Source organism: Solitalea koreensis (genome assembly GCF_900182575.1).
Taxonomy (GTDB): Bacteria; Bacteroidota; Bacteroidia; order Sphingobacteriales; family Sphingobacteriaceae; genus Solitalea; species Solitalea koreensis.
Map to the genome: position 1 here is coordinate 131,033 of NZ_FXSZ01000005.1, position 20,073 is coordinate 151,105.

Genomic DNA, 20,073 nt, shown 5'->3' on the forward strand with positions numbered 1-20,073 from the left:
CAAATTCCTCAAAATCCATATCTTTGCGCATGCTGGAAAAAATTATTATCCTCGATTTTGGTTCTCAGTTCACTCAATTAATTGCCCGCAGAGTTAGAGAACTCAATGTTTACTGTGAGATTCATCCCTACAATCATCTTCCTGAATTCGACGAAACCGTTAAGGGAGTAATTCTATCAGGTTCACCGCATTCAGTTCGTGAAGAAAATGCTCCTGGAATTGATCTATCACTAATTCTCAACAAGTTTCCTGCGTTAGGAGTTTGTTATGGTGCTCAATACCTGGCTCAAAGTTTGGGCGGAAATGTTTTACCGTCAAAAACTCGCGAGTACGGAAGGGCTAATTTAAGTACCATTAATAATGACCATGAATTGCTTAAAGGCTTAACCGACAATTCACAGGTTTGGATGTCGCATGGTGATACTATTACAGAAGTAAGAGAAGATTTCGAAATAATTGCCAGCACCGATAACGTGCGTGTAGCTGCATTTCATATTAAAGGAACTCAAACTTACGGAATTCAGTTCCATCCGGAAGTAACTCACTCTTTAGAAGGTAAGTTATTGCTTGATAATTTCCTGGTTCAGGTTTGTGGTTGTAAACAAAATTGGACTCCAAATTCATTCATTGAAACTACTATTCATGATCTTAAAGAAAAGATCGGAAATGACAAGGTAGTGCTTGGTCTTTCAGGCGGAGTTGATTCAACGGTTGCAGCGGTATTATTGCACCAGGCTATTGGCAAAAACCTCTATTGTATTTTTGTAGATAACGGATTGCTTCGTAAAGATGAGTTTGCTAGTGTGTTGAAACAATACGAAGGAATGGGACTAAATGTTAAAGGTGTTGATTCGAAAGATCGTTTCTATAGCCAATTAGCCGGAGTCTCTGATCCTGAGTTGAAACGTAAAGCCATTGGTCGTGTATTCATTGAGGTGTTCGACGATGAAGCTCATCAAATTGAAGATGTAAAATGGTTAGGTCAAGGAACGATTTATCCTGACGTTATTGAATCGGTTTCAGTAAAAGGACCTTCTGCAACTATTAAGTCACATCATAACGTTGGTGGTTTACCTGATTTTATGAAATTGCAAGTAGTTGAGCCTTTGCGTTTACTCTTTAAAGATGAGGTTCGCAGAGTAGGTAAATCGCTTGGGATCTCTGATCAATTGTTAGGTCGACACCCTTTCCCTGGTCCGGGTTTGGCTATTCGTATTCTCGGAGATGTTACTCCTGAAAAAGTAGCTATCTTACAGCATGCAGATTCAATTTATATTGAAAACTTACGTTCTTCAGGTTGGTACGACAAAGTTTGGCAAGCAGGAGCTATTTTCCTACCGGTTCATTCAGTAGGAGTGATGGGAGATGAGCGTACTTACGAAAACGTAATATGTCTTCGTGCTGTTGAATCGGTTGATGGTATGACTGCTGACTGGAGTCACCTTCCGTATGAATTACTAGCTAAAATCTCGAATGAGATCATTAATAACGTAAAAGGAATTAACCGCGTAGTTTATGACATCAGTTCAAAACCGCCTGCAACCATTGAATGGGAATAGGTTTTCCAGACTTCTTTTATTAGCCCTTGCCTTTTTTGTTGTTTCATGTTCAAAAAAGGTGAGTGCACCTACTAAAAGTCCTGTTGTAAAATCGGAAACAAAAGTGGATTCATCATCTTTTGAAGATAAAACCAAAACTGCAGCGATGAAACGTAAGTCAAATCCTGTACCGGTTATTTCACTGTTGTTGCCTTTTAATCTCAATAATATTGATGTTGAATCGGTAAATAATAAAAAAGACCTTCAAAACTCAAGTATAGCCCTCGATTTTTATCAGGGCTTTCGTATGGGGGTTGATTCAGCTACTAAAGCAGGTTCAAAGATTAAATTGCAGGTCTTTGATACAAGAGATGATGCCAGTGAAGTGAGGCGTTTAGCACAGAGCCCGGCAGTAGTGAACAGTAACTTAGTTATAGGTCCTGTTTACCCTTCCGAAATTTCTGTAATTAGCCCGATAACTAAAGAAAATGAGCAGTTTTTTGTTTCGCCTTTATCGCCTAAGGTGACGATCAGTAATAACCCTTTCCTAATCATGCCGAACAGTCCGCTGGATGTTCATGCAAAACGGGAGGCTGAATTTATTATTGAAAAATTTGAAGCAAAACGTATTGTTTTAATAAAAGATTCGGCCGGATTTGATTCCAAATTTGTGGATTCATTCAAAAAAGAGGTTGATGAATTAAGTGTTGGGGTAGGCGTTTCTGAGTTTCGCATCGGAAGTAATAATTTCTCAGGAATTCGTAGCGTATTGGTGAAAGGTGCAAACAATATTCTTGTTATTGCTTCATCCAATAAATCATTTTGGTTGGATCTGATCAAGTTTGTAAATGCTAATTCTTCAAATTATCAGTTTACATTATTTGCTTATCCCGGCTTTGATAAGTTAGCAACTTCTATTGGGCTTTCAACAGTTGAAAAGGCAAACGTATATTTTACGTCATCCTTTCATGTCGATAAGCATGATCCTGCAAATGTGGGCTTTTTTGAAAAGTATAAATCAATATATGCTGCAGATGCCAACGAATATGCAATAAAAGGGTTTGATATTGGTTTTTACTTTGCGCGTTTGTTAGGCACTAATAAAAATAATTTCGCTCAAAATGTAGGGAAGTTTTACAGTGGTGTTCATAATAACTTTCAGTTTGTCAAAACTCCAAACGGATATCTCAATCAAAGCCTCAAAATATTGAAAGTCCAAAACGGACACATTACCGAACAACGATGAGATTTGAGAATCAGCTGCGAATTGCCGTTGAAATTATCAACGAGTATGGATTTGAAATGCCCTTGGCAAAGTTCCTGGCGAATTACTTTCGTAAGAACAAGCAGATGGGTTCCAAGGATCGGAAAACGGCATCAACGCTTTTGTATTCCTATTTCAGAGTTGGTAAATCATTAGAAGGAGCAAGCCCGGAAGATAAAATTCTTTCGGGTCTTTTCCTTTGTAATAACGAGCCCAACGCTTTGTTAGCTCATTACAAACCCGATTGGAATGATAAGATGTGTCTTTCAATTGAGGAAAAGTTTAAGTTCGTTCATGCTGCTTTTGAACAATTTGACCCTAAACAACTATTTCCTTTTACAGCGCATCTGTCCATTTCAATAGATCAGAACGCCTTTGTTGCCGCTCAATTAGAGCAACCTAAATTATTCATCCGCATCCGAAAGGGTAGGGTAAATGAGGTGAAAGAACGCATGGTAGCTGAACAGATTGAATTTGAAATAGTAAATGAAAACTGTTTTTCTTTAAAAAATGCTACCAAAATTGATCATTTGTATGAAGGTTCAAGCAATAAACCTTTTGAGGTACAAGATTACAGTTCGCAGCTTACCGGTACTTACTTCAACCCTGCTAAATGGGAAAAATGGTGGGATTGCTGCGCCGCTTCAGGTGGAAAATCACTCATGCTGTTTGATCAGGAACCGGGTATAAAACTGTTGGTTTCTGATATAAGAGAAAGCATTCTGGATAATCTGGATGAACGTTTTAAGGCTGCTGGTATTAAAGGGTACCAACGTAAGGAGCTCGATTTGCTTAAGAACTTAGATCCGTATTTGCCCGGTCGTGAATTTGATGGGATTGTTTTAGATGCACCGTGCAGTGGCTCAGGAACCTGGGGGCGAACTCCTGAAATGATTTCTGCTTTTGAAGAAAGCAAAATTGAATGGTTTAGTACTCTTCAAAAGAAAATTGCCACAAATGTGGCCAAATGGTTAAAACCTGGTAAGCCACTTATCTACATAACCTGTTCGGCTTTTAAAGAAGAAAACGAAGCAGTTGTTGAATACATTCAAACTGAGTTAGGTTTTCAGTTGGATAAAATGGAAGTCTTAAAAGGATATGAACACACTGCTGATACCATGTTTGTAGCAAGACTGATTAAGAAAGAAGTATTGTCTTCAATTTAAATACTACTCTTTAAATTAATCGCTCGGTTATCGTTTTTTAATAGAAAATGCTTCCAGTATTCCTTTAGTGTTTCGCAATAATTGAAAATTACGCACATGAGTGTTTGGCTTGGAATAGGCGAAATTCTCTTTAATTGTTAATCGCAATAATTTCGAATTTGCTAGTTTGATCATTTCTTCAGAAATTTTCACAGAATTCTTATGAATTTGAAGAAAAAATGAAAAGAACTACTAAAAAGCATAGGACTTGCAGCAGGCTCAGTAGCCATTAGTGGCAGTGCTGCTTTTGCTGGGGAACAAAAACAAAAAATGAAACGGGTCTTACATATTGCGCATATTACCGATGTGCACATGCGCCCTGAGTATGATGCTCCCAACCGCTTTCGCAAATGCATGGAAGAAATTAAAAAGCATAAGGTTGATTTCTTTCTTAATGGCGGTGATACCATTTTTGCGGCAGATTATGGTAATATTACCCGTGAACGGGTAAATGAGCAATGGGCCATATGGAAGAAATTGAGGACTGAACTCAATGCTTATGAAGTACATAGTTGTTTGGGGAATCATGATATGTGGTGGGCCGCTCCCGACAAACAGGATACCATGTATGGGAAAGATCATGTTGTTAAGCAACTGAGTATACCAAATCGCTATTATAGTTTTGATAAGCAAGGATGGCATTTCGTTATTCTGGATAGCAATAATAAAAATGCCGGGGCATTGGATGATGATCAGCGTAAATGGTTGGAAGAAGGCCTTGCAAAATTACAAGCAGGCACACCTGTTATTTGTTTTAGCCATTATCCAATATTGGCTGTATGTACGATTCTTGAGGGGGGCAATCATACTGATTCGAAATACATTAGTGAATTGTTTTATAAACACAAGGATAAAAAAATTACTTGTTTGAGTGGCCACATTCATTTGCAGGATGAAGCGGAGTATAATGGAGTTCAGTATTTCTGTAATGGCGCATTAAGTGTTTTTTGGTGGGAAGAAGGGGATAAGGAATCAGCTGGGAAATCGTATTACAAACAAACACCTCCGGGATATGCTATTATTGATTTGTTTGAAGATGGTTCTGTAACTAATCAATATATTGCTCATGGCTTTTAATTGATGGTAAAATAAAATGGAGTCGCAGAAGAATATTAGGTTGATTCTGTGCGACTTTGTTTTAGCAAGTTAAAGTTGAGGAGGCAATCTGCTACTAGTTGGTATTGATTGTAGGTTCTTCGGGATAAAAATTGATAGGAAATAAATAGCCTATAACATTGACCGTTTTTCCATCGTATTCGCCTGGTTGCACTTTTCCTAAATGTGAGGATTCTTTATCGACTTCAGTCTGAATCTTTTTTCTGCTTTCAGCATCGTAACCCATTACTTGATTGAAAATGGATCCATCTTTGCCAAAGCATATGCTGAGTGTAAGGCGTGCTCCGGTAACTTTGTTTAATGGTATTTTATCTTCTTTGGCTTTAGCGTCCAGTGCCTGTTTTCTGATTGCCTGTGATTTTGCGATTCGCTCCACAATTGGGGTGATCAAATTCTTGTTAAGAACATCATTTATTTCCAGTTGCTCAGTTTTATCTCCAACAATTAACAAAGGTTTTTTATCTACATCATCAATATTCATCGTATCAGTATATATTAACCTGATATGAAGTTTATCTTTCAATATATTTTTTGATTGTTTGTCGCCCAAAGCAGCCGCGTGCTGAAATAATTCGATTGCTTTTTCTTTTTCTCCTTCTTGATAAGTTAAAGAGGCCAAATTAAACAAGGCATCCAAATGATTTGGATTTATTGCAAGTACTTTTTGAAAGCCTTCGATTGCTTTACTGATATGTTGTTGATCATATTCAGTCAAAGCAGCATTATATAAGCTATCGGCTGTAGTTGAGTTCTGCGCATTTGCAAACTGTGTAAATACGATTAATAAAAGAAGGCTGATGAGCGTTTTAATCATAGGAGCTAAATTAGTCAATTTTAGTGTAAGGGTTTAACCTATAATTAATTTCGCTAATTTAGCGGATAAATAAACCTTAATCTTAGAAATTCTTCTCCAAGCCCGAAATGAGGATTAGCAGAAGTTCTGAAAGGTTGAACGTTATAGCTTACTTCTGTTTTGATTTTTTGAGGTAAGATGTAACCAAAACCGCTGGTTAATCTGTATCGGTTGACTATAATGTCACTTGAGCTTCCTGTCAGGTTGTCAAATGCTTCGGCTGATAAATTAAAATAAGCCGTGTTCGGAGCCATAATGGGATGATTAACGGGAATAGTTGCCCCTAATTGAAATCTCAATCGAACACTGTTTTTGCTCTGTAATCCGCTTAAATACCGTTGTTCCAAACGGAGAAACTGGCTTAATAAAACACGTTTTAAAATTGGAAATCCATACCGAATGCCATTATAAACTCTAATTTCATTGGTATTCCTTTCACCGGGTTCATCAGTATAAAACCATGCTACATCAGCTATTGCGGTTAATTGAGGAGTTATTTTGTAGCCAATCGAACTTCCCAACATATAAGTGTCTTGCTTTAGTCCATTTACGGTTAGGCGCGAACTCAGATCAGTTGTTAAAATCCATTTTGGGGTGAATTTATACTGCAAGGAACCATCGGTCCATACTTGATTTTGCTGGGCAAAGGCTGATAACGATGATGTTAACAATGAAATAAATAGAAAGTAACCTTTTGATTTCAAAACAGGAGATGGGTAAAAAGAAACAGTCCTGAAAAACTCAGGACTGTTAGGTTGTAAATTTATGCTTCATCGCGTGGTGCCATGTTGTGATACACAGCATTCACATCATCATCTTCTTCAAGTTTGTCGATCAATTTTTGAACTTCAGCTTCTTGTTCAGGAGTAACTTCTTTAAAAGTAGTTACGAAACGCTCAAATTCAGAACTGATGATATTCAATCCTTTTTCTTCCAATGCTTTTTGCATCTTACCAAAATCTTCAAATTCTGTAGTGATGGTAATCTCGTTTTCATCCAGGAAAACTTCTTCAGCACCAAAGTCAATGAGCTCGAATTCTAATTCTTCAACATCCTGACCTTCAGCAGCCACACGGAATACGGCTTTGCGTTCAAAAATAAAGTTTAATAAACCTGAAGTTCCCAAACTTCCACCTGAACGAGTGATATAACTTCTTACGTTTCCAACAGTACGATTGATGTTGTCGGTAGAGGTTTCCACTAAAATGGCAACCTTATGAGGTCCGTAACCTTCATAAACGATTTCCTCGTAGTTAGAAGTATCTTTGTCAGTAGCACGTTTAATGGCTGCTTCAATACGATCTTTAGGCATGTTTGCACCTTTTGCATTTTGCATAATTACGCGCAAACGTGCATTCGAGTCAGGGTTAGGTCCGCCGGCTTTAACAGCAATTACAATATCTTTTCCGATACGGGTAAACAGCTTCGCCATTTTTCCCCAACGTTTCATCTTGCCTGCTTTTCTTGCTTCAAATGCTCTTCCCATTATTATATGTAGCTTTTACTTTTGTTTTAAGATTTCAAAATTACTGAAACCCCACAATTTTCAAAATTTTAATACTTGTATTCTAGAGGCCGGTATTACTTCTAAATAATTTTATCGCGATAGCTAATAAAATAACACCAAAAGCTTTACGTAATATTTCAACACCGGCTTTCCCTAATAATGCTTCAAGTCTTTTTACATTCTTGAGCACGAAATAAACAAACATCATATTGATAACAATACCAATAATGATATTTATAGTTTGATATTCAGATTTAAGGGAAAGTAGAGTAGTCATTGTTCCTGCTCCGGCAATTAACGGAAATGCCAGAGGAACAATAGAAGCAGTTTCGGGCAATTGATCTTTAAAAAAATGAATTCCCAAGACCATCTCCATCGCAATAAAAAAGATTACCAATGAACCGGCAATCGCAAAAGATTTTACATCAACCCCAATAATATTTAATAACTGTTGTCCTACAAAAAGAAAAAGAATCATCAATATCATGGCAACCATGCTGGCTTTTTCGGATTCGATGTGGCCAACTCGATTACGAAGTTCAATAACAACTGGTATAGAGCCTAAAATATCAATGATCGCAAACAGGATCATTGTCACAGAGATGATTTCTTTGATAGATATTTCCATAAATAAATTTGTGTGGCAAAGATAACGGAATAACTAAAATTATTATTGATAGGATTTTAACTAATAGAAAAAGGCTCCGATCTCGAAGCCTTTTCTATTAGTTAGTTTTCTTAATTATTTTGCTGTTGGCTTAAATGCTAATGCTCTGTATAAATAGAATACTATATGTACAATAGCAAATATTAATGAGAATGAGTAGAGAACCGTATCATCACTTGTCGCTGTCAGGCGATGAGTAATAGCTACACCAATTAATAATACCGCAAGTGCAAGTCCTATCCATGAAACAGTTTTGTTGGATGTGTTTAGTGTTTCAATTTTATTATCCGACAAAACACTGTTTTTCATTCCAAATGATAAGTAAACGTTTACACCAATTATCATCCATACAATTAAACGGATCCAGGTATCTAATGGTAGGAATACCATCATAAATAAACAAGTTGCTACGCCTAAAATAGGAATCAATGGAACTAATGGCGTTTTAAATGAACGTGGAGCATCAGGCATTTTTTTACGCATTACAATAATACCTATGCAAACCAAAATGAACGCGAATAAAGTTCCGATACTGGTCATTTCACCAACAACACGTGCAGGAACAAAAGCCGCGAACAAACTCACAAATAACATGAATAACAAGTTGTTTTTTGATGGAGTACGGAACCTGGTGCTTACGTCAGAAAATACTTTCGGAACTAAACCATCTTTACTCATAGAGAAGAATACGCGTGATTGTCCCATTAACATCACCAGTATTACTGAAGAATATCCAGCCAAAATGGCTAAAATGATGGCTTTGTTTAACCATGGGAATGCTGGTTCAATTATACCTGCTGAATTTTTGGTTCCCATATGATCAATTGCTACCGCTACCGGGGCAATACCATCCTGGCCTTTAAATGATAGGTAGCTAGTCACACCAGTCATTACATGTGCAAATAAGATATAAAGCACTGTGCAGATTAGGAGAGAAACCAAAATACCAATTGGCATATCACGTTTCGGGTTTTTAGCTTCTTGTGCAGCCGTTGATACTGCGTCAAAACCTATGTAGGCAAAGAATACAATTGCTGCAGCACGTACGATTCCGCTAAATCCAAATTCACCAAATGTTCCGGCGTTATGAGGTACATAAGGAGTGTAATTCTCCGTTTTGATGTAGGCCCAACCCAGTGCAATAAAGATTAAGACAACGGAAACTTTCAATAGAACTATTATACCATTTACTGTAGCAGATTCTTTTGTTCCTTTTATTAAGATTAAAGACATTACTACTACAATGAAAACAGCTGGGAAGTTTACAAATCCGGTAACTATTGATCCATCCGCAAGTGAAGCTGTATCAAATGGCGACATTGTCATTGAGGCTGGTAAATGGATATTATAATAATCAAGGAATTTAACCAAATACCTGCTCCAACTAATAGAAACTGTTGCCGCTCCTACAGCATATTCAAGCACAAGGTCCCATCCAATTACCCAAGCAATAAACTCACCCATAGTAGCATACGAATACGTGTAGGCACTACCTGCTACCGGTATCATGGAAGCAAACTCAGCATAACATAAACCCGCAAACGCGCAACCAATAGCTGCAATAACAAATGAAATGGTAATAGCTGGTCCTGCGTTATTTGCTGCAGCTCCTCCTGTAATTGAAAATAATCCAGCACCAATGATGGCACCAATACCTAAAGCTACCAGGTGATAGCTTGTTAAGGTACGTTTCAGAGAGTGTTCTCCGACCGCATTGGCCTCACTAAGAAGGGCTTCTAATGGTTTTCTAAACTTCATGATTAGTAAAAAGTTGCTATAATTGAATTAAAGGTTAATTTTTCAAACCTAATTAAATTTCGCAGAAACCAAAAAAGGAATCCTAATAAAAGATTCCTTTTTTGGTAATTCTCGAAAGATTATTTGGTTGTTGTTGTGTCCTGCTTAAAACTTACAGTATCAGTTTTGGTTATGCCAGCTGAGTCAATAGTTCTAATTTTGAGTTCTTTACGAATTTTAACCTGATTAGATTGCGTTTCCATGTTGCTGCCTTTTGATGCAATATGCGGAGCAATGACTAATGAAACAATCGACATCAATTTAATAAGGATGTTCATTGATGGACCTGATGTGTCTTTGAAAGGATCACCTACAGTATCACCGGTTACGGATGCCTTATGAGGTTCAGAGCCTTTGTAAAACATCTCTCCATTTATATTTACACCTTTTTCAAATGATTTTTTAGCATTGTCCCAGGCTCCACCCGCATTACTTTGGAACATGCCCATTAATACTCCCGAAACTGTTACACCTGCCAGCGTTCCTCCCAATACTTCCGGTCCGAAAATAAAACCAATAATAACCGGAACAATTAGCGCAATGGCGCCAGGAAGAATCATTTCACGAATCGAAGCTTCAGTAGAGATGGCTACGCATTTTTCGTATTCAGGTTGAGCTTTGTGCTCCATGATGCCAGGGATTTCACGGAACTGACGACGAACTTCCTGAACCATGGCCATCGCCGCTCTTCCTACGGCTGATATACAAAGAGAAGAGAAGATAAACGGAATCATTCCTCCGATAAATAAACCGGCTAAAACGTCGGCCTTGTAGATATCAATTGTATGAATACCGGCCACCCCAACAAAAGCTGCAAATAAGGCTAATGATGTTAAGGCTGCAGAAGCAATTGCGAAACCTTTACCTGTTGCAGCGGTAGTGTTTCCTACAGCATCTAAATTATCAGTACGGCCGCGAACTTCTTTAGGTAAACCACTCATCTCTGCTATACCACCGGCGTTATCAGCAATCGGGCCGAATGCATCAATTGAAAGTTGCATAGCTGTTGTAGCCATCATTCCCGCTGCGGCGATCGATACACCGTATAAGCCTGCGAAATAATAGGAACCGTATATACCTGCAGCTAAAACAATGATGGGCATAACAGTCGATTGCATACCAACAGCCAAGCCTCCGATAATATTTGTGGCATGACCAGTTGATGATTGCTGAACAATTGAATTAACCGGGCCTCTGCCCATTGCGGTATAGTATTCAGTGATGAGACTCATTAATGTACCTACAACCAGTCCAACAATGATGGACATATACACATCGTGAGGAGTGAAAGCTTGTGTGCCTCTTAGTACCATTGTTTCCGGTAAAAGAAAATGTACCGCAAAATAGGAAACGATGGCGGTAAAAATTATCGATGACCAGTTACCCAGGTTCAAGGCTTTTTGTACACTATCCGTTTCATTTTTGATGCGTACAAACCAGGTTCCTACGATAGAGAATATCAAACCAATACCGGCAATCAACATCGGCAGCAGGATAGGGGCAATGCCACCAAAATGATCCTTAGAATCTATCTCCTGGCCTAAAACCATAGTGGCAAGCATGGTTGCTACATATGAACCGAAAAGATCGGCCCCCATACCTGCAACATCACCTACGTTATCACCTACGTTATCTGCAATAGTGGCAGGGTTACGCACGTCATCTTCTGGAATTCCGGCTTCTACTTTTCCAACTAAATCGGCACCTACATCGGCAGCTTTAGTATAGATACCTCCACCAACACGAGCGAACAATGCTATCGATTCAGAGCCTAAAGAGAAACCTGTCAGTACTTCAATGGCTGTTCTCATTTCAACACCGGTAATTGAAGCACCTGCAGGAACGAAATATTTATAGAAAACAATGAATAAACTTCCTAAACCTAATATTGCCAGGCCAGCTACCCCTAGTCCCATTACAGAACCTCCGGTAAATGAAACTTTGAGGGCTTTTGCCAAACTTGTACGTGCCGCTTGTGTGGTACGTACGTTTGCTTTTGTTGCTACTTTCATTCCGATGTAACCAGCAGTAGCTGAAAATACAGCACCAATTAAAAAAGCAATTGCAATGATAGGACTAGAGTGAACAGGATGCTCAGCCGTCCCTTTCATTGTTCCTGAAAAACCCAATAACACACCGGCTATGATGGCATAATAACTAAGTATTTTCCATTCAGCACGAAGAAATGCCATTGCTCCATCCGCAATGTGTCCCGATAGCTCGATCATGTTTGCATCTCCGGCATCTTGTTTTGCTACCCAGGCTCTTTTAGCAGCCATTGATATCAATCCCACAATGCCAAAAAGCGGAATCATGTAAATTAAATTGTTGTAAAAAAAGTTCATAAATTTTCTATTGATTTAATATCTCTAACGCCTAAAATACTTTTAGAGAAGTTAATATTCAAATAAATTTTATGAAGTGAAGTAATACTTGTATTTGATGTTTAATGTAACTAAATCGATTGGTTCATAAATCCTTGATATAAGCGGGTGTTTTTTGCTACTGCTTAATTTTAATTTTATACATTGCGGTTTAATCAACCTAATTTAATTTTATGGATCAAACTTTGACTGAATCTTCAAATCCAATTCTTTTAGAGGAAACAGGTTTGAAGCGTGAACTTGGACTGTTTGATTCTACCATGATTGTGGTGGGGTCAATGATAGGTTCGGGTATTTTTATTGTAACCAGTGATATTTCACGTTTGTTGGGCTCACCTTTTTGGATTCTCTTCGTTTGGCTTTTAACAGGTGTAATTACCCTTATGGCAGCATTAAGTTACGGAGAGTTGGCCGGAATGATGCCAAAGGCCGGTGGTCAATATGTGTATTTACGAGAAGCCTATAATAAGCTAATTGGATTTCTTTTCGGCTGGACAACGTTTGCAGTTATTCAAACCGGAACTATTGCCGCTGTTGCTATTGCGTTTGCCAAATATACTGGTGTTCTATTGCCTGATTTAATTAATGATAATCCAGTGTTCCATTTGGGTAGATTAGCATTATCCAGTCAACAGTTTTTAGGGGTTGCACTGATAGCATTGTTAACTTTTATAAATCTTTATGGGGTTAAAAATGCTAAAATAATTCAAGGTGTTTTTACAGTGGCAAAAATCGTTTCTTTATTAGGACTAATTGTTTTGGGTCTTGCTTTCGGTTTAAATTCTGATGCGTTCCATTTTAATTTTTCTAATTTCTTTGCTACGCCATTCCAAACGATAACCGATAAGCATAGTTCCATATTGGAAGTAGTAAAACTTTCAGGATGGTCGTTAATTGGTGCGATCGGGGGGGCTTTGGTAGGCTCATTATTCTCATCAGATGCCTGGAATAACATTACCTATACTGCCGGGGAAGTGAAAAATCCGAAACGTAATATTCCGTTGAGTTTATTTTTCGGAACGCTGATCGTAACGGTATTGTATATTTTAGCGAATGTGGCTTATTTAGCCTTATTGCCGGTAAATGGAAATCCTGCAGGTACCGATGTACTATCAAGAGGAATTATGTTCGCCACTAATGATCGGGTAGCTACTGCCGGAGCAGAAATTATTTTCGGTAGTGCAGCCGTTATTATTATGGCTGTTCTGATTATGGTTTCCACTTTTGGATGTAACAATGGACTTATTATGGCTGGATCGCGCTTGTATTATGCAATGGCTAAGGATCGTTTATTCTTTAAACAGGCTGAGACTTTAAATGATAAAGGGGTTCCTGCCTTCGGATTGATTATTCAAGGGGTATGGGCCTCTGTTCTATGTTTTTCAGGAAAATACAATGAGCTACTTGATTATGTAATTTTTGCAGTACTGATTTTCTACTCGTTAACCATAGCAGGAATTTTTATATTGCGTAAAAAACAACCTAATGCAGAAAGGCCTTATAAAGCCTTTGGTTATCCGGTTTTACCGGCATTATATATCCTTTTAGCAGGTTCAATTTGTATTGATTTATTAGTTGTGAAGCCTCAAACCAGCTTTATAGGATTAGCAATAGTATTGACCGGAATTCCGGTTTATTATCTTTCAAAGAAAAATTAAGAAAATTAAATATTTTTTTTATTTTTATTGCTCGGTCACTTTAACAGGTGGTTAAAGTTTCCTTTTTGAATTGATTGAAATAGTAAAACCGACTTTTCCAAATTAAAACAGGTTAGCCATTTACTTTTTAATGATTCTACCTAAAATGTTCAATTTTTAATAATTAATAATGAAAACAGGAAAAGTTAAATTTTTTAATGAGTCTAAGGGTTATGGATTTATTAAAGGCGACGAAGGCAACGAGATCTTCGTTCACGTTACAGGTCTTATCGACAAAGTTCGTGAGAATGACGATGTAACTTACGAAGTTGCCCAAGGCAAAAAAGGATTAAATGCAGTGGACGTAAGGTTAGCTTAAGATATATTTAGTGTTTTTTTGCTTTAATGGGAGGTTGTTGATAAAACAAACTCCCATTTTGTTTTTAAACGACTTCAGCCACTACAAATGTACTGCCACCAACAAATACCAAATCATGGGCTTGAGCGGCTGTTTGTGCAGCTTTTAAGGCATCCTTAACAGAAGAGAATAGAATTCCTTTTAATCCGTGCTCACGGGCAAGTGTGCTGAGTTCCTCTGCATCCATACCTCTCGGAATATCCGCTTTACAGAAATAATAGGTAGCATTTTTGGGTAATAGCTCTAAAACATGGTTAATGTCTTTATCTTTTACCATCCCAAAAACCATATGTAAATGTTCATGCGGAGTTTGCTGAATCTGTTTAACTACTTCCGTAATTCCATCTTCATTATGTCCTGTATCGCAAATGGTTAACGGATGGGTTAAAATTGTGTACCAACGGCCCATTAATCCGGTAGATTCTTTGACTTTTTTTAAGGCAGAACGGATAGTTTTTTCGTCAATCTTAAAACCTTGTTCAATCAATTGATGAACAGCACAGAGTACAGTACAAATATTTTTCTTTTGATAAATGCCTGTCAGATCAAGTTCTAAATTTTTTAAGATGTCTTTATTAAAGCGATCAATATTGAGGTTTAGGTATCCATTTTTTAGTTCTGAATACTCCACTTCATATTCTTCAGAAGCAAAATGAATTTCCGAATCACATTCTTTTGCTTTTTGAATGAAAACAGGAGCTGTTTCAGTGTTGTATTGTCCAATTACTACTGGAATATTCGGTTTTATGATTCCGGCTTTCTCATGAGCTATTTTTTCGAGTGTATTTCCTAAAATAGCCATATGGTCAAATCCAATATTGGTTATAACGGAAAGCAGGGGAGTAATGATATTGGTGGAGTCTAGTCTTCCTCCTAAACCCGTTTCAATTATAGCAATATCAACTTGTTTTTCTGCAAAATAATCAAAGGCCAAGCCTACACTCATCTCAAAAAAAGAGGGCTCTATTTTGGCAAAATCGTTTCTGTGTTTTGCTACGAAATTAGTGACTTTTTTTTCGGGAATCATTTGTCCGTTTATCCGAATCCGTTCACGAAAATCTTTCAGATGAGGAGATGTGTAGAGCCCGGTTTTATAACCGGCTTCTTGTAAAATAGCGGCCAGCATGTGTGAGGTAGAACCTTTTCCATTGGTACCTGCAATATGTATAGTTTTGAATTTTCTGTCAGGATGATCAAGTACTTCGCTAATTGCTAAGATGTTATGAAGATCGGCTTTGTACGCTTTTACACCAACCCTATGAAACATAGGCAGATGACTAAAAAGATACTCTAATGTTTGTTGGTAATTCAATGCGGATGGCTTTAGATTAACAAAAGTAACAAGCCGGTTTGAAAGTGAAAAGTGAAAAGGCAATAGAATTGAATAAACCATCTATTGCCTTTTCTTTTTTTATTCTAATCTGAACGTAATTACGACCATTCCTACCTGAGTGTCTGGGCCGGTACTAATCGCGTTAAGTTTACAATTCATTATTGCAATTTCGCATTTTTTCCATAGGGCAACATTTGATATGGTTGTACCCCGAGCTCCTGCCTTCGCACTCGAAATGTTTCCATTACGATCAACCACAATCTCTACAGCTACCTTACCTGCAGTCTGTCCATTGTCTTCAATAGTAGGTCTGCTAATGAATTTTCTGCCTGATAGATTTAATGCAATTCCTCCGCCACCGGTTCCTGTTCCTGAATAACTGTTAGAGTTAGGGTCTCCAGTCGTTTTACCCTGATTACCGGGTTCGGTGCCAGTGCCATCCCCAGTGCCAACTCCGGTGTTCTTTTTGCCTTTATATAAAGCATTCGGATCGGCTATATGAGGTTGCTCTTTTGGAGTTTCAGTTTTGGGAGGGGTAGTAACCGGAGTTTCAGTTTTGACTTTAACAGTTTTGTTTACCGCTGTTTTTAGTTCCGGAGCTTCCGGATCATCTTGAGTAATTAATGCTTTTTCATTCTGTGAAGAATTCGATTTTGTAGGAGTTGTTTCTTCTACTCGTTCTTTAGGCTGTTTTCCGTTGGCATTAGGATCAACAGATGGTTCTTCTACGCTTGTAAAATCATCGCCCATCCCCACATCAGAAGTGCCATAATTAACTACAATACCCCCCTCCGAGTCTTCAGGAGTGTACGGATTAGTGATACGAAAAAGAAAACAAAGAGCAATCAGGAACACGTATAATAACGTCGTGAACAAAAAAGCTTTTCCTGAGTTATCTTCTTCTTCTTTATGTTGAGCGATTGCCATGTTTTAAAAAATGAGTGAATGTGAGAATGATAGAATTAAAGAATGATAAAAGATTTATTCAATCCTTCAATCATTCCTTTATTCAATCATTTCTTTTGTGCAGCTACTACCAGTTTTAATTTATAGCGACTGGCAATATCCATTACGTTAACGAAAGGTTGTACCATTGCAGCAGAGTCAGCATTAATAATCACCGTAACTTCTTCTGCTTTTCCTTGGTAACTCTTTAATTCTTCATTAAGTTGTTGTTCTGTAACAAGAGTTTTTTCAATAAAATATTGCCCTTCTCTGTTTACAGAAACGCTTACATTCTTCTTTGGAACGCTTTGTCCGGTGGATGCTTTGGGTAATGTTACTTTAATAACATGAGGAGCAACCAGGGTTGAAGCAAGCAGGAAGAATAGGAGCAGAAAGAACATGATATCATTCAATGACGAAGTATTAACTTCTGCACCTATTTTATGTCTTCTTCTTAAATTCATCGTGTCGGTTCTTCTAACAGGTCAATAAAATCAATCGCATCAGTTTCCATCTTCAAAATTATCTTATCAACCATCATTGATAAAATGTGATGTCCGATATATGCAAAAATACCAATAATTAAACCGGTAGCCGAAGTAATCATCTTTTCATATAGACCTCCTGAAACCAAACCAATATTAATTTCACCGGCTTGTGAGATGTTGTAGAAAATGCGGATAACGCCTGAAATAGTTCCCACAAAACCTAACATAGGAGCAACCCCTGCTATGATTCCAAGAATGTTGGTGTTTTTTTCAAGTTTTGATACTTCTAGTTTACCTACGTTTTCGATGGCCCCTTCAATTTCTTTAATAGGCTTGCCGATACGGGCTAATCCTTTTGCCAACATACGTCCAATAGGAGTGTTACTATTTTTACAAACGGTAGAAGCTGCCTCTAGATTGCCGGCCAACACATATTGACGAATTTGAAACATGATAGAAGTTTCGCTTTTTCCTGCTTTTCTGATCGTAAAATAGCGTTCAAAAAAGATGTAAAAGGCTAAAAATAAAAGTATAGCAAGCGGAATCATTACCCATCCTCCTTTTGATAACAAATCAATAAGGTTAAGACTTTGTGGTTGTTGATTTACTGCTTGAACAGCTACCTGATGTGCGGTATCGGCTAATTGGTTTACGGGTTCACTAATCTGCAATAATAGCATAGTTTATTTTGAGTTAACGTTAAAACTTACTGTTGTAATAATACTGGAAGGCTAATAATAGGGCGAGTGAAGTAATAATAATGATCGCCAAAGATATAAACAACCATTTTAAAACACTACTTTCTTCTTTTTCGCCAGAGTTACGCTTTATTTTTTGTTCAATGGCCATTTGTGCTCTATCCTGCGGATGTATTTTTGCAGGAACAGATGTTAATCCAAATGAACTTCGGTTAATGAATGAATTTTCTTGTTGAGTAAAAGTTATATTACCCGTTTTGTCAGTCCTTAATTTGCCAATTCTTGGTATTTCGAATTCACCTTTATGATTTAATTCATGTTTAATTTTAAGGATAAACTTTTGTAAATCATTGGCTGCAGATTCAAGCGTAATATTTTTTTCCTTTGAAATATATCGCTCCAATACACCATCATTATTTGCTATGTACGGATTAAAAAGCACTGAAATGTAAGGAGGAACTACAATTCCTGCACCTTTATCATGATTAAGCTCATGTCGACTTACAAAAAAACAACCTAAGTCAGGTACTATAACCTGGTCAGACGTTGAAAAGGAGTCAATTAAATATTTTAATGTTTCCATGTTTTACTTAAAAGGTTGCGCTAATCCCGGCGATAAAGTTAAAACCGTAGCTTGGATAGTTGAGGAACAAATCATAATTGTTACCTAAAATATTATTAGCGTTGGTAAATACACCGAAGTTTTTATGAAAGCGATAATTAAAACCTAGGTTTAAATCGGTATAGCCTTTCAAGGTAGTAGATGTGTTCTCATCTAAACGGGCAAATTGTTCACCTGAATAGAAAAGATCAGCTGAAAAAGATAATTGCTTATTTACATTAACAATAGATGAAGTATTCAGCTTAAATTTAGGCGCATACCATGCTTTATCCAATCCGTTGAGGTCATAATTATTATAAATACCTTCTAACCCTAATTTAAAACGATCAGATGCAGTATAGTTGAACTCGGCGGTTAATGTGCTTTGTTTACTATGATTTCCCGCATAAACTACTTCAAACTTTTTAATATCCTGATCATTATTCACAAAGAAAGGTAGGTTGTCGATGTCGCTGTACACAAATTGAGTTTTGAAGCCCAAGCCATTTACAATGGTTCCTTCCAAACCTCCAAATAATTTCATTCTTTCCGTTGAATTTAATACCTGAATATTTTGACTTAAAAAGCCATTGTTATGAGAAAAGTCTTTTAACGTATTTTTTCTTACATCACCATTAAAGCCTCCAAACATGTTCAAGTATTTAGGAATAAGATGGTATTCAGCAAACACGGTTGGAAAGGCATTGAATTTACTTTCGGTTCCAAACTGAGCTACCAAATTGAAACCCGCTTTTATATAGTAGTTTTCACGGTTAAAAACCACCGTAGGGACAATTCGGGTGAAGTTATTTTTGATCTTCAATGAATCTTTATAATTGTTAAAGTCGAAGTTTACTACCAGATTTCCAGAGATTCTATTAAAGGTTTTAGCTAATAAAGTATTTAACAAAAGATTGTTTTCACTTGCAGTGTAATTGTCTTTAAAGGTGTATCCGCCCAGTTTAAAGGCATAGGTAAGGGCATCAGCATTGCCCTGCTCATTATTGCTGAGTTCAACTTCTCCGTTAAAGTTATTCATCTTGTGTAGAACTGATGACCGACTAAAGCTGGTGTCTAGATTGTTATATCCGTAGAAATATGTGTTGTTTTGTTTAAAATTGATGTTTGCTGTTGTAGTGATTGTTTTGGAAAGAAACTTACCAAATAAACCAACATTATTTCTACTCATATCCTGATTTTCCAGGCTTCCTTTAGCAGAATAGTTTTGATAATAAAAACCATATTGTTCGGTAGGTGACTGAGCGCTATTGAAATAAGCTTCACCCAATATGCCGGAAACATTTCCTAATCCGAGTTTAGCATAGAAAAGAGGTAACACAGCATCGCCTTCCGACTTGATCTTTTGAGGATCTACTTTATTTACATTCCCATTTTGATTGTATTGTTTGTCGGCAATATTATATTGTAATGTTGGTTTTTCAGTCTTATCATCGTTAAAATCAGGGTTTTTACGAATCTTTATAGCATCGCCCAAAACTGGTTTATACGGACGCACCACATCAATTTCTTCCTCCAGTTTTTTTTGTGCAAAAGCTTCTGATCCTGCCAATAGGAGCAGACTAAGCAAAGTAATATGTAGTTTTTTGTTGCTTGTCATGATA

General features: G+C 37.3%; 18 protein-coding genes. 6 read left to right on the top strand and 12 right to left on the bottom strand.

The features are described from left to right. Positions 1-29: 29 nt before the first annotated feature. The 4 genes from guaA to FN756_RS09510 all read left to right on the top strand — a co-directional run bounded on the left by guaA (position 30) and on the right by FN756_RS09510 (position 5,084). Positions 30-1,559, top strand: coding sequence for a glutamine-hydrolyzing GMP synthase (guaA, locus tag FN756_RS09495; protein ID WP_142603681.1), 1,530 nt, complete (start codon positions 30-32; stop codon positions 1,557-1,559). Further along, a complete protein-coding gene (locus FN756_RS09500) occupies positions 1,516-2,784 on the top strand; it encodes an ABC transporter substrate-binding protein (protein WP_142603682.1) in 1,269 nt (422 codons plus the stop codon). Before guaA ends, FN756_RS09500 begins: the two co-directional genes overlap by 44 nt. Then, a complete protein-coding gene (locus tag FN756_RS09505; RefSeq protein WP_142603684.1) occupies positions 2,781-3,968 on the top strand; it encodes an RsmB/NOP family class I SAM-dependent RNA methyltransferase in 1,188 nt (395 codons plus the stop codon). Before FN756_RS09500 ends, FN756_RS09505 begins: the two co-directional genes overlap by 4 nt. A gap of 309 nt (positions 3,969-4,277) precedes the next feature. Beyond that, positions 4,278-5,084 (top strand): metallophosphoesterase family protein, encoded by an 807-nt coding sequence (locus FN756_RS09510; RefSeq protein WP_246085460.1) that lies wholly within the window; start codon positions 4,278-4,280, stop codon positions 5,082-5,084. A 94-nt stretch (positions 5,085-5,178) separates the two neighbouring features. Here FN756_RS09510 and FN756_RS09515 read toward each other — a convergent pair whose 3' ends face one another. The 6 genes from FN756_RS09515 to FN756_RS09540 form a co-directional block, all read right to left on the bottom strand. Next, positions 5,179-5,937 (bottom strand): tetratricopeptide repeat protein, encoded by a 759-nt coding sequence (locus FN756_RS09515; protein WP_142603686.1) that lies wholly within the window; start codon positions 5,935-5,937, stop codon positions 5,179-5,181. A 53-nt stretch (positions 5,938-5,990) separates the two neighbouring features. Continuing rightward, complete coding sequence (locus FN756_RS09520; protein WP_185955240.1) at positions 5,991-6,647, bottom strand: DUF2490 domain-containing protein; 657 nt, start codon at positions 6,645-6,647, stop codon at positions 5,991-5,993. Positions 6,648-6,739: 92 nt separating this feature from the next. Then, positions 6,740-7,462, bottom strand: coding sequence for a YebC/PmpR family DNA-binding transcriptional regulator (locus FN756_RS09525; protein ID WP_142603690.1), 723 nt, complete (start codon positions 7,460-7,462; stop codon positions 6,740-6,742). 82 nt (positions 7,463-7,544) lie between these two features. After that, positions 7,545-8,111: a MarC family protein gene (locus FN756_RS09530; RefSeq protein ID WP_142603693.1), complete on the bottom strand. Its 567-nt coding sequence runs from the start codon at positions 8,109-8,111 to the stop codon at positions 7,545-7,547. A 114-nt stretch (positions 8,112-8,225) separates the two neighbouring features. Continuing rightward, positions 8,226-9,908 (bottom strand): amino acid permease, encoded by a 1,683-nt coding sequence (locus FN756_RS09535; protein WP_142603695.1) that lies wholly within the window; start codon positions 9,906-9,908, stop codon positions 8,226-8,228. Between the two features lie 119 nt (positions 9,909-10,027). Beyond that, a complete protein-coding gene (locus FN756_RS09540; RefSeq protein WP_142603696.1) occupies positions 10,028-12,292 on the bottom strand; it encodes a sodium-translocating pyrophosphatase in 2,265 nt (754 codons plus the stop codon). Positions 12,293-12,504: 212 nt separating this feature from the next. Between FN756_RS09540 and FN756_RS09545 the strand changes: the two genes are divergently transcribed. Both FN756_RS09545 and FN756_RS09550 read left to right on the top strand, forming a co-directional pair. Next, positions 12,505-13,989, top strand: coding sequence for an APC family permease (locus FN756_RS09545; RefSeq protein ID WP_142603698.1), 1,485 nt, complete (start codon positions 12,505-12,507; stop codon positions 13,987-13,989). A gap of 169 nt (positions 13,990-14,158) precedes the next feature. Next, positions 14,159-14,347, top strand: coding sequence for a cold-shock protein (locus FN756_RS09550; RefSeq protein ID WP_142603699.1), 189 nt, complete (start codon positions 14,159-14,161; stop codon positions 14,345-14,347). Positions 14,348-14,411: 64 nt separating this feature from the next. Here the strand turns inward: FN756_RS09550 and FN756_RS09555 are convergent, their stop codons facing one another. The 6 genes from FN756_RS09555 to FN756_RS09580 all read right to left on the bottom strand — a co-directional run bounded on the left by FN756_RS09555 (position 14,412) and on the right by FN756_RS09580 (position 20,069). Continuing rightward, positions 14,412-15,653: a bifunctional folylpolyglutamate synthase/dihydrofolate synthase gene (locus tag FN756_RS09555; protein WP_142603701.1), complete on the bottom strand. Its 1,242-nt coding sequence runs from the start codon at positions 15,651-15,653 to the stop codon at positions 14,412-14,414. A 144-nt stretch (positions 15,654-15,797) separates the two neighbouring features. After that, a complete protein-coding gene (locus FN756_RS09560) occupies positions 15,798-16,646 on the bottom strand; it encodes an energy transducer TonB (protein WP_142603703.1) in 849 nt (282 codons plus the stop codon). A gap of 86 nt (positions 16,647-16,732) precedes the next feature. Then, positions 16,733-17,128 (bottom strand): ExbD/TolR family protein, encoded by a 396-nt coding sequence (locus FN756_RS09565; protein WP_142603705.1) that lies wholly within the window; start codon positions 17,126-17,128, stop codon positions 16,733-16,735. Further along, positions 17,125-17,832: a MotA/TolQ/ExbB proton channel family protein gene (locus FN756_RS09570; RefSeq protein ID WP_142603706.1), complete on the bottom strand. Its 708-nt coding sequence runs from the start codon at positions 17,830-17,832 to the stop codon at positions 17,125-17,127. Before FN756_RS09570 ends, FN756_RS09565 begins: the two co-directional genes overlap by 4 nt. 19 nt (positions 17,833-17,851) lie before the next feature. Further along, positions 17,852-18,433, bottom strand: coding sequence for an HU domain-containing protein (locus tag FN756_RS09575; RefSeq protein ID WP_142603708.1), 582 nt, complete (start codon positions 18,431-18,433; stop codon positions 17,852-17,854). A 7-nt stretch (positions 18,434-18,440) separates the two neighbouring features. After that, positions 18,441-20,069, bottom strand: a complete 1,629-nt coding sequence (locus tag FN756_RS09580; RefSeq protein WP_142603710.1) for a TonB-dependent receptor — start codon at positions 20,067-20,069, stop codon at positions 18,441-18,443. Positions 20,070-20,073 lie beyond the last annotated feature (4 nt).

Bases quoted from the DNA above. Each gene is read 5' to 3' on its own strand.
- FN756_RS09570 (WP_142603706.1), bottom strand. From the start codon at position 17,832: ATGCTATTATTGCAGATTAGTGAACCCGTAAACCAATTAGCCGATACC.
- FN756_RS09555 (WP_142603701.1), bottom strand. From the start codon at position 15,653: ATGTTTCATAGGGTTGGTGTAAAAGCGTACAAAGCCGATCTTCATAAC.
- FN756_RS09510 (WP_246085460.1), top strand. From the start codon at position 4,278: ATGAAACGGGTCTTACATATTGCGCATATTACCGATGTGCACATGCGC.
- FN756_RS09515 (WP_142603686.1), bottom strand. From the start codon at position 5,937: ATGATTAAAACGCTCATCAGCCTTCTTTTATTAATCGTATTTACACAG.
- FN756_RS09550 (WP_142603699.1), top strand. From the start codon at position 14,159: ATGAAAACAGGAAAAGTTAAATTTTTTAATGAGTCTAAGGGTTATGGA.
- FN756_RS09575 (WP_142603708.1), bottom strand. From the start codon at position 18,433: ATGGAAACATTAAAATATTTAATTGACTCCTTTTCAACGTCTGACCAG.
- FN756_RS09560 (WP_142603703.1), bottom strand. From the start codon at position 16,646: ATGGCAATCGCTCAACATAAAGAAGAAGAAGATAACTCAGGAAAAGCT.
- FN756_RS09535 (WP_142603695.1), bottom strand. From the start codon at position 9,908: ATGAAGTTTAGAAAACCATTAGAAGCCCTTCTTAGTGAGGCCAATGCG.
- FN756_RS09540 (WP_142603696.1), bottom strand. From the start codon at position 12,292: ATGAACTTTTTTTACAACAATTTAATTTACATGATTCCGCTTTTTGGC.
- FN756_RS09545 (WP_142603698.1), top strand. From the start codon at position 12,505: ATGGATCAAACTTTGACTGAATCTTCAAATCCAATTCTTTTAGAGGAA.
- FN756_RS09525 (WP_142603690.1), bottom strand. From the start codon at position 7,462: ATGGGAAGAGCATTTGAAGCAAGAAAAGCAGGCAAGATGAAACGTTGG.
- FN756_RS09505 (WP_142603684.1), top strand. From the start codon at position 2,781: ATGAGATTTGAGAATCAGCTGCGAATTGCCGTTGAAATTATCAACGAG.
- guaA (WP_142603681.1), top strand. From the start codon at position 30: ATGCTGGAAAAAATTATTATCCTCGATTTTGGTTCTCAGTTCACTCAA.
- FN756_RS09500 (WP_142603682.1), top strand. From the start codon at position 1,516: ATGACATCAGTTCAAAACCGCCTGCAACCATTGAATGGGAATAGGTTT.
- FN756_RS09530 (WP_142603693.1), bottom strand. From the start codon at position 8,111: ATGGAAATATCTATCAAAGAAATCATCTCTGTGACAATGATCCTGTTT.
- FN756_RS09565 (WP_142603705.1), bottom strand. From the start codon at position 17,128: ATGAATTTAAGAAGAAGACATAAAATAGGTGCAGAAGTTAATACTTCG.
- FN756_RS09580 (WP_142603710.1), bottom strand. From the start codon at position 20,069: ATGACAAGCAACAAAAAACTACATATTACTTTGCTTAGTCTGCTCCTA.